General features: G+C 53.9%; 11 protein-coding genes. 8 read left to right on the forward strand and 3 right to left on the reverse strand.

Annotated elements, in window-relative coordinates; genetic code table 11:
* Positions 1-95 precede the first annotated feature (95 nt).
* Positions 96-308 (reverse strand): hypothetical protein, encoded by a 213-nt coding sequence (locus H9L05_RS24900; protein WP_262892649.1) that lies wholly within the window; start codon positions 306-308, stop codon positions 96-98.
* An 80-nt stretch (positions 309-388) separates the two neighbouring features.
* Between H9L05_RS24900 and H9L05_RS24905 the strand changes: the two genes are divergently transcribed.
* The 5 genes from H9L05_RS24905 to H9L05_RS07055 all read left to right on the forward strand — a co-directional run bounded on the left by H9L05_RS24905 (position 389) and on the right by H9L05_RS07055 (position 4,499).
* The gene (locus H9L05_RS24905; protein ID WP_262892650.1) at positions 389-610 is read left to right on the forward strand and encodes a class I SAM-dependent methyltransferase; all 222 of its coding nucleotides are present in this window, start codon (positions 389-391) and stop codon (positions 608-610) included.
* Positions 574-969 (forward strand): class I SAM-dependent methyltransferase, encoded by a 396-nt coding sequence (locus tag H9L05_RS07040; protein WP_262892651.1) that lies wholly within the window; start codon positions 574-576, stop codon positions 967-969. Before H9L05_RS24905 ends, H9L05_RS07040 begins: the two co-directional genes overlap by 37 nt.
* A 149-nt stretch (positions 970-1,118) precedes the next feature.
* Positions 1,119-2,753, forward strand: a complete 1,635-nt coding sequence (locus H9L05_RS07045) for an Ig-like domain-containing domain (RefSeq protein WP_187733575.1) — start codon at positions 1,119-1,121, stop codon at positions 2,751-2,753.
* A 724-nt stretch (positions 2,754-3,477) separates the two neighbouring features.
* On the forward strand, positions 3,478-3,969 hold the full coding sequence (locus tag H9L05_RS07050) for a DUF4385 domain-containing protein (protein ID WP_187733576.1): 492 nt from the start codon (positions 3,478-3,480) through the stop codon (positions 3,967-3,969).
* Positions 3,970-4,016: 47 nt separating this feature from the next.
* Positions 4,017-4,499: a hypothetical protein gene (locus H9L05_RS07055; RefSeq protein ID WP_223284789.1), complete on the forward strand. Its 483-nt coding sequence runs from the start codon at positions 4,017-4,019 to the stop codon at positions 4,497-4,499.
* 200 nt (positions 4,500-4,699) lie between these two features.
* Here the strand turns inward: H9L05_RS07055 and H9L05_RS07060 are convergent, their stop codons facing one another.
* Positions 4,700-6,100: an inorganic phosphate transporter gene (locus H9L05_RS07060; RefSeq protein ID WP_187733577.1), complete on the reverse strand. Its 1,401-nt coding sequence runs from the start codon at positions 6,098-6,100 to the stop codon at positions 4,700-4,702.
* A gap of 317 nt (positions 6,101-6,417) precedes the next feature.
* On the opposite strand from H9L05_RS07060, the gene H9L05_RS07065 reads away from it, so the two are divergent.
* Entirely contained in the window at positions 6,418-7,932 is a 1,515-nt protein-coding gene (locus H9L05_RS07065; RefSeq protein WP_187734208.1) for a glycine--tRNA ligase, read from the forward strand.
* Here H9L05_RS07065 and H9L05_RS07070 read toward each other — a convergent pair.
* Complete coding sequence (locus H9L05_RS07070) at positions 7,907-8,383, reverse strand: hypothetical protein (protein ID WP_187733578.1); 477 nt, start codon at positions 8,381-8,383, stop codon at positions 7,907-7,909. The two genes, H9L05_RS07065 and H9L05_RS07070, sit on opposite strands and share 26 nt — an antisense overlap.
* 244 nt (positions 8,384-8,627) lie before the next feature.
* Here H9L05_RS07070 and H9L05_RS07075 point away from each other — a divergent pair, with 244 nt between their 5' ends.
* Together H9L05_RS07075 and ileS are read left to right on the forward strand one after the other, a co-directional pair.
* Positions 8,628-11,066 carry an efflux RND transporter permease subunit gene (locus H9L05_RS07075; RefSeq protein ID WP_187733579.1) on the forward strand — a complete coding sequence of 813 codons (2,439 nt, stop codon included), beginning with the start codon at positions 8,628-8,630 and terminating at the stop codon, positions 11,064-11,066.
* A gap of 171 nt (positions 11,067-11,237) precedes the next feature.
* Positions 11,238-14,681, forward strand: a complete 3,444-nt coding sequence (ileS, locus tag H9L05_RS07080) for an isoleucine--tRNA ligase (protein WP_187733580.1) — start codon at positions 11,238-11,240, stop codon at positions 14,679-14,681.
* Positions 14,682-14,759: the final 78 nt, after the last annotated feature.

Raw genomic sequence — 14,759 nt, forward strand, 5'->3', positions numbered from 1 at the left:
ATTAACAATGAAGGATAAAGTCCACCTGCTCATCGCTTATTGTTAATTGCTCAATGTTAATTGTTAATTGAATACCTGTGTCCTACGAACGTCTGTCAGCCTGCCCGGTGTGCGGCAAAAGCGAGTTTCGCAACAAGCTGGTAGTTGAAGATAAGTCGGTAAGCAAAGAGAGCTTTGCCATCGTGCAGTGCAAAAGCTGCGGCTTTCAGTTCACGAACCCGCGGCCCGGCCCGGCCGATATCGGGCGCTACTACGAGTCGGACGAGTACGTGTCGCACAACAGCGGGGCGCAGGGAGTTATCAATCAAGCCTACAAAGTCGCGCGGTTTTTTACCATGCGCCGCAAAGTGGCGTTGCTGAATAAAAAAGCCCCCGCAAAGGAAAAGTCTTGGATTACGGCTGCGGTACGGGGCATTTTCTTGCGGCCTGCAAGTCGAATGGCTGGCAGGTGGCCGGAGTGGAGCCGAATGCGCGGGCCCGGGAAGAAGCCGCGCGCCGCGTAGGTCAGCCCATCGGCGCTGAGGATCTGGGGGCTTTTCTGCCGAGTCGTTCGATGCCATTACGCTCTGGCATGTGCTCGAACACGTACATGAGCTGGCTGGTACTTTGAAGCACCTCATCAGTCTGCTGAAGCCAGATGGCGTGTTGATAATTGCGGTGCCCAACGTGGAGAGCTTCGACGCCCAGCACTACCGCCAGGATTGGGCTGCCTACGACGTGCCGCGCCACCTGTATCATTTCAGCCCCAAAACCATGACCCAGCTGCTCAAAAAGCACAAGCTCATGGTTCGCGAAACGCTGCCGCTGCCCTTGGATGCTTACTATGTGAGTATGCTCAGCGAAAAGCACCGCGCCGAGCGTAACGGGGGTTTATTGAGCGTCCTCAAAGCCGGTTATAAGTCCAATCAGTACGCGGCGGAGCATGAAGGGCAATATTCAAGCTTAATTTACGTAGCTGCTAAGCGGTAGAAGTACGAGCAGGAACCAGAACGTCATGCAGAACGCAGTGAAGCATCTCGCGTGCTGACGTCTGATTACTGCTCCTGTGTCAGCGCGCGAGATGCTTCACTGCATTCTGCATGACTTTCTACTTTTCACCTTTCACCTTTCGCTTTTTCATGTCTGTACGCGCTCATTTGCTGTTTTTACTGGGAATTGGAATAGGAATGAGTGGCTGCGCGGCCGTTAGCTCACCGGAGGGTGGACCCAAGGATTTGACGCCTCCGAAGCTGGTGCGTACGTCGCCGGAGCAGGGCGCCCGCAACGTTACCCAGCGCAGTATTCGGCTGGAGTTTTCGGAAACGGTGCAGCTGAAGGACTTGCAGAAGAACCTCATTATCGCGCCCGTTATTTCGGAAGAGAACAAGTACCAGGTGCGTGAGGATAAAGGTGGCGTCACGCTTACCTTCGAGCAGCCCCTCGATAAAAACACGACCTACTCGTTCAACTTCGGCAAGGCCATCACGGATATTACCGAAAACAATGAGGCCCCTAACGTCATGCTGAGCTTCAGCACCGGCGCTGATCTGGATTCAGGCCGGGTGTTCGGGCGCGTGACGGACCTGCTCACCAAGCGAACGGCTGAGGATATTTCGGTTATACTTTACCCCGAAGCCGACACCGCAAATATTCGTCGGGGAAGGCCTTATTACCTTGCCCGCACAACTAAGAATGGACAGTACTCTTTCCAGAATCTGCGGGAAGGTCGTTACCGCCTTTTTGCTTTACAAGACAAGAATAACACCCGCCGCTACGAAGAAGGGGAGAGGATAGCCTACTTACCGGAGCTGATTACGGTGGCGCCCGGCCTCGACTCGATAGCGCTGGTGCTGGTACGGCCCGATGCTCGCCGTCCGTTAGCCACCGGCCGACAGGGCACGCCTACGCAGTTTAAGGTAAGCTACAACGAAGGCGTCCGTCAGGCTGTGCTGGCGCCATTACCTGGTGGCGGAGCAACTTCGCCGGAGGCTGTGGCGCAGCTAAATAGTGCCTTGCAGGTAGCTGATCAGGGCAAATCGGTGGTGCTTTACAAAACCAAAGCCGTTGCGGAAGGGCGCTATCTGCTATCGGCCACCGACAGCGTAGGCAACGTAGGCCGCGATACTATTAACGTACGCTTTCAGGGCAATGCGCCGGCGCGGCGTGGGCCAGCCTACACCGTAGAGGGCAGTCCGCAGGAAGTTTATTATCAGGGGCAGGTTCAATTTGTGTTTACTGAGCCTGTTATTTTGCCCCCCAACAAGCCATTTGGTACGCTGGTAGAAGATTCGACTGCCCGCCGCCCGCTTCGCCTCCCCCAGGATGGTACGCTCAGCCCCGACCGCGTCCGTCTGACGGTGAAACCAAATTTCAAGGCCCGCAAAACAGCCACCATTATTCTCGATAGCACCGCTATTACCAGCGTCACGGGTCAGTCGTTGGGGCTGCGGCCGCTGCGGCTGCGCATCTCTGAGCAGTCGCCTTCCGGCACCCTATCTGGGGCTATTCAAACCAAGTTTACGCGCTATCAGATTCAGCTGATCAATGACACCTTTCAGCCCGTAGCCGTGCTCGATAGCCCCAAAAACCGCTACATATTCACCAATATCGCACCCGGATCGTATCAGATTCGTGTTCTGATCGATGCTGATGCCAACGGTACCTGGTACGGCGGCGACCCACAGTTTCGGCTGCCTGCCGAGCCGGTTTATATTTTCCCCAAGAAGCTGGACGTGCGCGCTAACTGGGAGCAGGAGGAGAATATTGCCTTCTAGCGAAGTGCCTCCCGCGCACCGTAGTCGCTTTCCTTTCGGCAATATGTGGGTTTGACGTGATGGTGCTGCCGCAACCAGAATAGCTGCTTCATATCTTTTTTCTTCAGGCATGTTAATGCCTGTTTCAACCTATCAGCAAGCTATCCACACTGTGTGAATTGCCCCCCAGATATACTGGGGGCTTTTTTGTGGTTTTCCACAGGCTATACACGAGTTTATCCACGGGGTTATAAATACGCAGGTAATCTGTGGATAATACGGGCGTAACATGGGGATAACTCGTGGAGAAATTGCGGACAAGTTTTTTTGCAGGTCTGAAAGCTAACACAGCACTGTTGGGCTGTGGATAAGGGTGGACAACTCTCCCCCGAAAAAGACCTAATCCACACTGCCTGATTCGTGTGAATTGTGGATTCGTGGATAACGTCGTGGATTGTGAATAAAGTAAATAATTTATTATGAGTCAGCGATTTATAATCCACACACCCTGTTGATAGCTGGTGCATAAGCCCGAGCTTGTACACAAGTTTTCAGCACTGTTTATAACTCTGAAATCTTATCAACTTATGCACAGCCCTAATGGTGGGGGATTAAAAAAACATTTCTTAAAATCTCTTTTAAAAAGTTATTAACCCTGTGGATAAATCAGGCGTTTCCCAAAAAAGCCCCCCAACACAATTCGCGGCTTCTCGCGTATACAGCAGCTCAGCTTCAGCCGGCCGCCATGCCCTTTAATTATTCGCTCAATTTCAAAAAAGTTGATTTTCGGCAGCAGCCCGAATTGTATCGCGTGGGCAAAGGCGAGCAGGGCGTGCTGTTGGTAGAGCCCTATAAATCGGAGATACTACCGCACTGGCGCTTTCGCACGCCCGAAATAGCGCAGGAGTCGTCGGAGCGGATCTATGAGCTGTTTCTGGGCTATCTTAAAGCCAATGACTTTGTGGGGGCTGATATGGCGCGCAAATTCCTGCAAATGGGCTTTACCCGAGCCCGGCGCTACGCCAACCATAAGGGCGGAAAAAAGTATGATGGCCCGGTGCCCGACGACAAAAAAGGACAGAGCGGGGCCCACGGTCGTGCCGAGCTGCCCCGCGCCCCCGAAGACCCCGAGAAAGCTGCCGCTGCTGCCATCTTCAAACAGAAATGGGACCAGGCCCAGCACTACCCCGAATACGAACGGCAGCGGGCCGATTTTCAGGCTCGCTACGGCAAGTGAGTTACAGATTCCTACCTTTAGCTAAACTTAGACCTCACCCCATGGCTATGAAAAAGCCTGACCAACCAACCAGCATGGAAGAAAACGAAATCACTTTGGGCACCGGCATGGGGCCTCTGAAGTTTGGAGCCTCCATGGACGAGGTGCGCGCCCTGATGGGAGAGCCCGAAGAAATTGAAGAGTCGGAGGATGACGACGAGTTCGAGCATCAAGCCTGGAACTACTTGGAGGAAGGCTACTCGCTTTACTTCGATCGTGAAGACGACTATCGCCTCAGCTGCATTGAAACCGACCACCCTGGCTTGCGCCTTTTCGGTGAGCCAATTCATGGCAAGAGCCAGGCCGCTATCGAGGAGCTGATGCGTCAGCACGGATACAACAACTCCGAAACCGAGCGGATGGAAACCGGCGAAGTTCGCTTATCCTACGAGAAGGAGATGATTGACTTATACTTCGATGAGGATGAGCTACAGTTTGTCAACTTCGGCGTGTTTATATCTGACGATCTGGAAGTACAGTGGCCGAGCTAGTCGCTAGTTATCCACAAAACAAATGATTTTGTATGTGGAAAAGTGGATAAGTGCCTGTTAACTCGATACTTTGCACAACTAAATCAGTGGAAAATGCCCCCCAGCGGTTTTTCCACGGTTGTTAACAGCAAGCTTCAAAACGAAAAAAGCCACCCTCCAAGAGGGTGGCTTTTTTGGCTCTATTCAAGATGAGCTCAGCCCTACAGAATAGCCCGGAAGAACAGGAACAGCGCCCCCGACAGTACCATCGTGACAGGCAGGGTGAGTACCCAGGCTAATGCAATGTTGCGCACCATCTGGGGGTTCAGATTCTTCACCCCGCGGTTGGCTACCATAGAGCCGGCAATAGCCGACGACAGCACGTGGGTAGTAGAGCTAGGCAAACCAATAGCCGTAGAAACCCCAATCATGCTGGCGGCTACCAGCTCCGAAGAAGCACCCTGCGCGTAGGTCAGGTGCTCCTTGCCAATACGCTCGCCAATAGTTTTCACGATGCGCTGCCAGCCTACCATCGTGCCGATGCCCAGGGAGGTAGACACCATGAGCAGCACCCACCACGGGGCATAATCGGTGTAGGTGCGCAGGTCCGTGATGCCGGCTTTGTAGGTGGCCTGATCGGCTGAGCTTAGGGAAAGCCGCTCGCTGCCCAGGAGCTTTTTGGTGCGGTTATCAAGCAGCAGAATGGCCTTCCGAATCTCGAAGCGCGCGTTCTGGGGCAGCTCGCGCACACTGGTTTTGCCCACAAATACGCTGTCGAGAGCGTTGGTCTGAACTTTAATCTCCGCTAGGGTTTGGCGGTCATCGGCGCTCAGCGCGGCCGGATCCACTTTATTTACTACCTGTTCTACGCGAGCCAAAGTATCGCGCATGTCCAAGGGGTTGAGGTCATCGTTGAGGGCAAAAAAGGTGGGCACGATGCCGATAAGAATCAGCATAATCAGGCCTACGCCTTTTTGACCATCGTTGGAGCCGTGAAAAAAGCTCACCAGCGTACAGGTCACAATCAAGACCAAGCGAATCCAGAGGGGCGGGGGCTTGCGCTTGTGGGGCTCCCGGAAGATGGCCTTGTTGCGCACGAAGCGGCGCAAGATGAACATGAGCAGAATAGTCAGCGTGAAGCCAAACAGTGGCCCCACGAGCAGCGCCACACCAGTTTCGCCAGCCTTACTCCAGTTAACAGCGGCTCCGCTGGCCTCTGGCAACAGGGAAAACGCAATACCCACGCCGAGGATAGATCCGATAAGCGCGTGAGAACTGGAAGCAGGAATACCATAGTACCAAGTACCCACGTTCCAGAGAATAGCCGACAGGATAAGCGCACCCACCATGGCAATGCCGTGGTACACATTCTGATCTACGAGGCTCTCGACGGGCAGCAGGTACACGATACCCATGGCCACGGCAATACCACCGGCAAACACGCCAATGAAATTCCAGAAAGCCGACCAGATAACGGCCACCCAAGGGCGCAGTGTATTAGTATAAATGACCGTCGCAACGGCGTTAGCCGTGTCGTGAAAGCCATTGACGAATTCGAAAGCGCAGGCTGCTACCAAACAGAGTAGCAGCAAAAACAGCACTTGAGGCTCTAAGCCAAACATAGGAGGGGAAATAGGTACAAAAAAACGGGCACCCAAAGGTAATGTTACCAAAAACGGGGCAAGATTATCAAATTGTTACCTGACATGATGCGCCAGACTTATTTGTTGTGCCATCAGCAGAAATTTGCAGTCAACATACCAGTCGTAAAGGCCCCGATACGCAAGTGACCCGATGAGCGGACAACTGAGCTATAAAAAAGATTTGGGCCATGACTGGGGGGCAAATGGCTTACGGCCTCGTCGGCCTGAATAGCGCCGTAAGCTACGAATCTGTTTTTTCGCTCTACTCAGTTAAATCAGCGCCTATCTTTGCTGCTATGAGCAACGCGACGCAGAAACCCTCTCTCGAAAATACCCAGCTAAAGGACATTGTGGCCCACGCCAAGGAATACGGCTTCGTATTTCCTTCGTCCGAAATCTACGATGGCCTGCAAGCCGTGTACGACTACGGCCCCAACGGCGTAGAGCTGAAAAATAACCTCAAGCAGCTCTGGTGGCGGGCCATGACCCAGCTCAACCAGAACGTGGTGGGCATCGACGCGGCCATTTTTATGCACCCGCTCACTTGGAAAGCCAGCGGCCACGTCGACGGCTTCTCCGACCCCATGATTGATAATCTGGACTCGAAGAAGCGCTACCGGGCTGACGTATTGCTGGAAGAAAAAGCCGCTCAGTACGAAAATGCCGGCGACAAAATACGCGCCGACATGCTGCTGGCCGACATGGGCCGTCTGCTCACGGCCGAGGACCTGACCGGCGTGCGTCAGCTTATCATTGATGAGAAAATAACCTGCCCCGTGTCCGGCACCGCTAACTGGACCGAGGTACGCCAGTTCAACCTGATGTTCTCCACGCAGGTGGGTTCGGTGGCCGATGATTCCAGCTTAATATACCTGCGGCCCGAAACGGCGCAGGGCATTTTTGTCAACTTCCTGAATGTACAGAAGTCGGCGCGGATGAAGATTCCGTTTGGTATTGCCCAGATTGGCAAGGCTTTCCGCAACGAGATTGTGGCTCGCCAGTTCATTTTCCGCATGCGGGAGTTTGAGCAAATGGAGATGCAATTCTTCGTGCGTCCCGGCACCGAGATGGAGTGGTACCAGCAGTGGAAAGAAACCCGCAAGCGCTGGCACGAGGCTCTAGGTCTGCCCGCTGAAAAGCTGCGCTTTCACGACCACGACAAGCTGGCTCACTACGCCAACGCGGCCGTGGACATCGAGTTTGAATTCCCTTTCGGCTTCAAGGAAATCGAAGGCATTCACTCCCGCACCGACTTCGACCTGACCCAGCACCAAACGCTGAGCCGCAAAAAGCAGCAGTTCTTCGACAACGACCTCGACGAGAACGGCAAGGCTTACGGCAACTATGTGCCTTTTGTAGTGGAAACCTCCGTAGGTGCCGACCGGCTGTTCCTGGCCACGCTGTGCCAGGCCTATACTGAGGAAACCATTACGGAAGGGGAGGGCGAGCAGCAGCAAACCAAAACCCGCACCGTGCTGCGCCTGCACCCAGCATTGGCGCCGGTGAAAGCCGCTATTTTCCCGTTGGTACGCAAGGACGGTTTGCCCGAGAAAGCCACCGAAATCTTCGACGAGCTGCGCCACGATTTCCGCCTTGTATACGAAGAGCGCGACGCCATCGGGAAGCGCTACACCCGCCAGGACCTCATCGGTACGCCCTTCTGCATTGCCGTCGACCACCAAACCTTGGAGGACAACACCGTAACGGTACGTCACCGCGACTCGCGCGAGCAAACCCGCATGCCGATCAGCGAGCTGCGCAACTACATTAGCGAGGCCGTCAGCTTCAAGCGGATTTTTGAGAAGCTTTAGACTTAGTCTTTAACTCAACAAAAAAGCCCCCGGAGTAAGTCCGGGGGGCTTTTTTGTTGAGTTGTATTTTAATTATCACTGAGCCAGTCGGTGGCTTCGCTGCGGGAGGTGAAGTAGTTGAACTCAACCTGCTGGGGGCAAATGCGCGGTCGAAGGAAGGGGAGTAGCAGCCCATCTGGTGTTGGTACTGACTTTCGGAAAGCAGAGCCGCAATAAACAGCGGCCGAGATGAGTGCGCCGGCAAGTGGCGCATGATAGGCGCCAGCAGAAACTCCTCGTCTTCGTCGGTGGGCGGGGCGTTGCGCTTCAAATCCAGGAGCAACTTATCCACACCCAGATTGTGCATAGCTTCGAGCGCCAGCTCGTATACTTTCTCAAAGGTTTCCGCCAACGAGGCCGCCGCATACTGCAGCTGCATGGTAGCAGTAGCCGCATGATAAGCGAGGGACACAGTAGGCGTTTGGTACAAAATCATGGAAGCGGGAAGCTGGCGAACCAAGCTTCAAAACGGCATTGGGGGGCAAAAATTGCAGTAGACGGACCAATACGCAGATCAAGTTGCCTTCGTTTACAAAAATTTAACTTGAAAGATTCAACTTCTTACTGTTCAGTTGCCCGGGCTTGTGGTAATCTGGAAAACTTGTAGGCTTACTACCTACTCGGCTTTGCGTACCTTTGCTGCATTTTAACGGCCTATGTGGAGCTCTCTTGCGCTTTTCGTCATCAAGCAGCGGCGGATTCTTATCCTGCTCATAGCCGTGATGACTGTAGTTATGGCCTGGAAAGCCAAAGACGTGGAAATGACCTACGACTTTGCCCAGGTCGTAAGTCCGAATGACCCGGATGTGGTTTACTTCCAGCAGTTCAAGCAAACCTTCGGGGAGGACGGCAACGTGCTCGTACTGGGCTTGCAGGACAGCAGCGTGTATAAGCTGGGCAACTTCACCGAACTGCGCAACCTCACCGATACCCTGACTGCCGTAGAAGGCGTCAACGGCGTGTTGTCGGTCACAAAAGTCTTTGCCCTGCGCAAAGACACAGCCACCCAGCAGTTTAAGGCCGTTCCCATCTTTGCGAAAGCCCCCGAGACCCAACGTGAGCTAGACAGCTTAATGCGGGAAGTGAATCGGGTGGAGTTCTATAAAGGCCAGCTCATCTCGCCCACCACAGGCGCTACGCTGCTGGCCCTCACCATGGACCCCAAGTATCTGAATTCATCGCGCCGCCAGGCCGTGATGAACGAGATTCTGGGCCACGCGGAGTCTTTCAGCAAGAAGACGGGCATCCGACTGCACTACGCGGGCCTGCCCTACGTGCGCTCCACCATGACCACGAAAGTGGCCGCCGAAATGAAGTTTTTCGTGCTGCTCACGGTGCTTATGATGGCCGCTACCCTGTTCATGTTCTTCCGAACCTGGGCCGCCGTTATTTTCCCCATCCTAGTGGTGTTGGTGGTGGTGGTATGGTGCGTGGGCACCATGGTGCTCTTTGGATACAAAATCAACCTGCTTACCGGCCTGATTCCCAGTATTCTGATTGTTATCGGGATTCCCAACTGTACCTACCTGCTCTCGCGCTACCACTATGATTACCGCAAATCCGGTAATCAGATCTTGGCCATGACGCGCGTGGTGCGCAAAATCGGGTTGGTGACCTTGATGAATAACACGACCACCGCCATCGGCTTTTTCGTGTTCTGCTTCACCGATATTGCCATCCTCTATCAGTTCGGGCTGATTGCCACAATCAATATTTTCGTGGCTTTTCTAGTCTCCTTCATTCTTATTCCGGCGGTATTCACTTATCTGCCACCGCCCACGCCCAAACAGCTGGAGCACTTGGATGCCAAGCCGTTAACAAAGCTGTTGGAATTCTTCGAGCACCTAGTATTAGAGCGCCGCCCCACAGTCTATCTGATAGGAGCGGGCTTGGTGGCCATCTCATTGTTGGGTATCACGAAGATCAAATCCGTCTCTTATATGGTAGATGATTTGCCTAGTGAAAGCTCCGTAAATAGTGATTTAAAGTTCTTTGAGCAGCATTTCAACGGCATTATGCCGTTGGAAATCGTGGTTGACACGGGTAAGAAGCAGGGCATTCTCAAAATTAAGAACCTAGAGAAGATAGACCGACTGGAGAAATTCCTGCGCACCCAGCCCGTGCTCTCGTCGCCGGTCAGCATCGTTACTTTCCTTAAAGCCTCTACTCAAGCTTTCTACAACGACAACCCCGAGTATTACCGCCTGCCCGATAACTCGGAGAAAAACTTCATTCTGCGGTATCTAGCCAGCTCTAGGGGGCAAAAATCGGCCAACGGCCCCATGAGCGACAAGCTGTTGCGTTCCTTCACCGACTCTACGGGCCAACGGGCGCGCATCTCCCTCAAGATTGCCGACATCGGCTCCCGCAACCTCGACACCCTGATCACCCGTCGAATTCAGCCCCAGATTCAGGAAATCTTCAACGGTTCGGGTATGACGGTGAAGCTCACTGGTACGACTATTCTCTTCACCAAAGGCAACGAATACCTGATTAACACCCTGAAAGAGAGTATTCTAATTGCCTTCGCTCTGGTAGGATTAGTGGTGCTGATTCTGTTTCGGTCGGTACGGGCGGTGTTCTTCACGCTACTGCCCAACCTGGTTACCCTGATTTTGACTGGGGGGCTAATGGGCTATTTCGGTATTCCGCTTAAACCCAGTACGGCCCTGATTTTCAGTATTGCTTTGGGTATTGATGGTGACAACTCCATTCACCTGATAGCCAAGTTCCGACAGGAACTAGCTGTGAACGGTCGCCGGGTAAAGGCCGCTATCAGCACTACCTTGCGGGAAGCGGGAACTAGTATGATTTATACCAGCATTACATTGTTCTTGGGCTTTAGTGTGTTTGCTTTCAGCGAGTTTGGCGGCACCAAAGCCTTGGGTCTGCTGATGTCGGCGAGCTTGCTCATTACCAACTTCTCCAACCTGATTCTGTTGCCCTGCCTACTCGTGACGTTTGAGCACGGCAAGGATGAAACGATTGACCAATCATTACTCCAACACTACGACGACGATTATCACCAGGAAGACGACGACTACGAACTTAACCTTAGCCGTATGACAGTGAAGCGGTTAGGTACCGAAGGTTAGTTTTCCTCAATGAATGCCTTATCCCCTAGCCCCTTCTCCTAAGGGAGAAGAGGAACTAGTTCTAAAAACTAGCCTTCTAGGATTAATTAGCTTTTTAGAAAAACTAGTTCCTCTTCTCCCTTAGGAGAAGGGGCTAGGGGATGAGGCCCGCCAGAACGACAATACCCGTATATGAAATATTCCGAATACAAACAGCCGCTCAACTACGCCGATGTCGGGACCGACATCCTCAACTGGTGGCAGGAAAACGGCATTTTTGAGAAGAGCGTGAGCACCCGCGAGGGCCAGCCTACGTTCGTGTTTTACGAAGGTCCGCCATCGGCTAATGGTGCGCCCGGCATTCACCACGTGATGGCCCGGACGGTGAAGGATATCTTCTGCCGCTACCAGACTTTGCTGGGTAAGCAGGTGTCGCGCAAGGGTGGCTGGGATACCCACGGCCTGCCCATTGAGTTACAGGTAGAAAAGGAACTGGGCATCACGAAGGAAGACATCGGCAAGAAGATTTCGATTGCCGAATACAACCAGCGTTGCCGCGAAACCGTGATGCGCTTCAAAGCGCAGTGGGACGACCTAACCCAGAAAATGGGCTATTGGGTTGACCTCGATGACCCTTATATCACCTTCGAGCCGGAGTACATCGAAAGCTGCTGGGCGCTACTCAAGAAGCTCTACGACAAGGGTTTACTGTATAAAGGCTACACCATTCAGCCTTATTCACCTGCCGCCGGCACTGGCCTTTCCTCGCACGAGCTAAACCAGCCCGGCACCTACCGCGACGTGAAGGACACGACCATCGTGGCTCAGTTTAAGGTGAAGCGGGACGAGACTTCAGAGAAGCTGTTTGCGGCTCCTGTCTGGGAAAGACAAGGCACCGATTCCCAAACGGATGTATTCATCCTAGCTTGGACAACAACTCCTTGGACTTTGGCTGCTAATACGGGATTAGCGGTAGGTAAGAATATCTCATATGTTGTTGTTCGCACTATTAATCCCTACACGAAGGAATATATCCGAGTTGTTTTAGCGAAAGCACGGGTAAAGAGCTACTTCTCTGAATTCACTGAAATAGGCAAATCTATCCCGTCAACGTATTCAGATTGGGGAAGTGAAACAAAGCAAATTCCCTGGGAAATCGAGGCTGAATTCACCGGTGCTGACCTTGTCGGCATCAACTACGAACGTCTGTTCGGACAAAGCAAAGGTTTTCCAGCTTTTGAAGGCGAGGAAAAAGGCTTCCGCGTTGTTGCCGGCGACTTTGTAACGACCGAAGACGGTACCGGCATTGTACACATTTCGCCCACTTTCGGGGCAGACGACTTCCGCGTAGCGCAGCTTAATGACATCCCGGCCCTGCTGGTGACGGATGCCGAAGGCAAGCCCACGCCTATCGTAGACCGGACGGGCCGCTATGTGCCGCAGATGGGCGAGTTTGGGGGGCGTTTAGTGAAAAACTACGACGGCCACGACGAGACGGGCACCGACTACAAAACCCTGGATGAGAGCATCGCCATCCGGATGAAAGGGGACGGCACCGCCTTCAAAGTGGAGAAGTACGAGCATACTTACCCGCACTGCTGGCGCACCGATAAGCCCGTACTCTACTACCCGCTCGACTCCTGGTTCATCAAGACGACGGCTGTCAAAGACCGGCTCATCGAGCTCAACAAAACCATCAACTGGAAGCCCGAAAGCACCGGCTCCGGCCGCTTCGGCAACTGGCTTGAAAACCTGGTAGACTGGAACCTAAGTCGCTCGCGCTACTGGGGCACGCCGCTGCCTATCTGGCGCAGTCAGGATGGCTCGGAGGAGATCTGCATTGGTTCCATTGCTCAGCTCAGCGCTGAAATCGACAAAGCCGTGGCCGCCGAAATCATGACCCACAACCCGCTGACGGCTGGGGGGCAAATTGATCTGCACCGGCCCTACGTGGACGATATTTTCCTCGTGTCGCCCACCGGCCAGGCCATGTACCGCGAAACGGACCTCATCGACGTGTGGTTCGACAGCGGCGCTATGCCTTACGCGCAGTGGCACTACCCGCTCGAAAACGAAGCGAAGTTTCAAAAGAATTTCCCCGCCGATTTCATCGCCGAAGGCGTAGACCAAACTCGTGGTTGGTTCTTCACCTTGCACGCTCTGGGCGTGATGCTGGAAGACTCAGTGGCGTTTAAGAACGTGATTGCCAATGGTTTAGTACTAGCCAAAGACGGGCAGAAGATGAGCAAGCGCCTCGGTAACGCGGTCGATCCGTTTGCCACCATCCAGCAGTTTGGCCCCGATGCTACCCGCTGGTATCTCATCGCCAACGCGCCACCGTGGGATAACCTCAAGTTTGACCCAGCCGGCGTGACGGAGGTGCAGCGCCGCTTCTTCGGGACGCTGTTTAACACATACTCTTTCTTCGCGCTCTACGCCAACCTCGACGACTTCCGCACCCGCGAGTTCGACCGTATTCCGCTCACAGATTTGAGTGAGCTGGACCGCTGGGTGCTGTCGAAATTGCAGTCCTTGATTCTGGAAGTTAGGGGGCATTATGACAGCTACGACCCCACTAAAGCGGCCCGCGCCATCCAGGATTTTGTCACCGATCAGCTCTCCAACTGGTACGTGCGTCTCTCGCGTCGCCGTTTCTGGAAGGGCGAGCTGACCACGGATAAAAAGGCCGCTTTCGAGACCTTGCAGGAATGTCTAGTGGTCGTTGCGCAGCTGATGGCGCCTATCGCACCCTTCTTCGGCGAGTGGCTCTACAAAAACATGACTGACGGCATGCGTCAGGAAGCTTTGGCGAACAACACTCCGCTGGCTCCCGAATCAGTGCACCTCACGCTGCTCGTAGAAGCTAATACTAGTCGGATTGACACGGCGCTGGAGGAGCGCATGGAGTTGGCCCAGCGTATCAGTTCGCTCACGCACTCGCTACGTAAAAAGTCGGTGCTGAAAGTTCGTCAGCCTTTGCAGCGCATATTGGTGCCAGTGCTGAATGACACAACTCGCGACCAGGTAGGCATGGTGGAAGACCTGATTTGCGCCGAGGTAAACGTGAAGCACGTGGAGTTTTTGGATGACACGAGCGGCGTGTTGGTGAAATCGGTGAAGCCTAACTTCAAGCGTTTGGGTCAGCAATATGGCCCGAAGTTGAAAGTCGTGGCGGCCCGCATTCAGCAGATGACGCCCGAGGAAATCAGTACGCTGGAATCAACAGGAACACTGGTTGTAGAAATAGGAGGGGAGCAGCTGAATTTGGCCCCCGATGACGTAGAAATCCGCACCGACGACCTGCCCGGCTGGCTCGTAGCCACCGACGGTCCGCTTACCGTGGCCCTCGATGTGACCCTGACTGACGAGCTGCGCCGCGAAGGTGTAGCCCGTGAATTGGTTAATCGTCTGCAAAACCTGCGCAAGGACAGCGGCCTCGAAGTACAGGACAAAATCCGCATCACGCTAGGCGGCGAGCAGCCCGATCTGGCGGCCGCCGTGCAGTTCTTCGGCGACTATATCCGCACCGAAACCCAGGCACTTTCGCTCACCTTCAATCCGGAGCTGACGGGCGGCGTGACGCTGGAGTTTGATGACTACAGCGTGCCGGCTCAGCTTGAGGTGGTAACTGCTTGATACTGAATAGCCAACCGAGCCGTAAAAAGCTCGGTTGGTATAACCTCGCACAAAGCATTGTAGGGTGCGTTTAAAGTC

Source organism: Hymenobacter qilianensis (assembly GCF_014489555.1).
In the GTDB taxonomy this organism is placed as follows: Bacteria; Bacteroidota; Bacteroidia; order Cytophagales; family Hymenobacteraceae; genus Hymenobacter; species Hymenobacter qilianensis.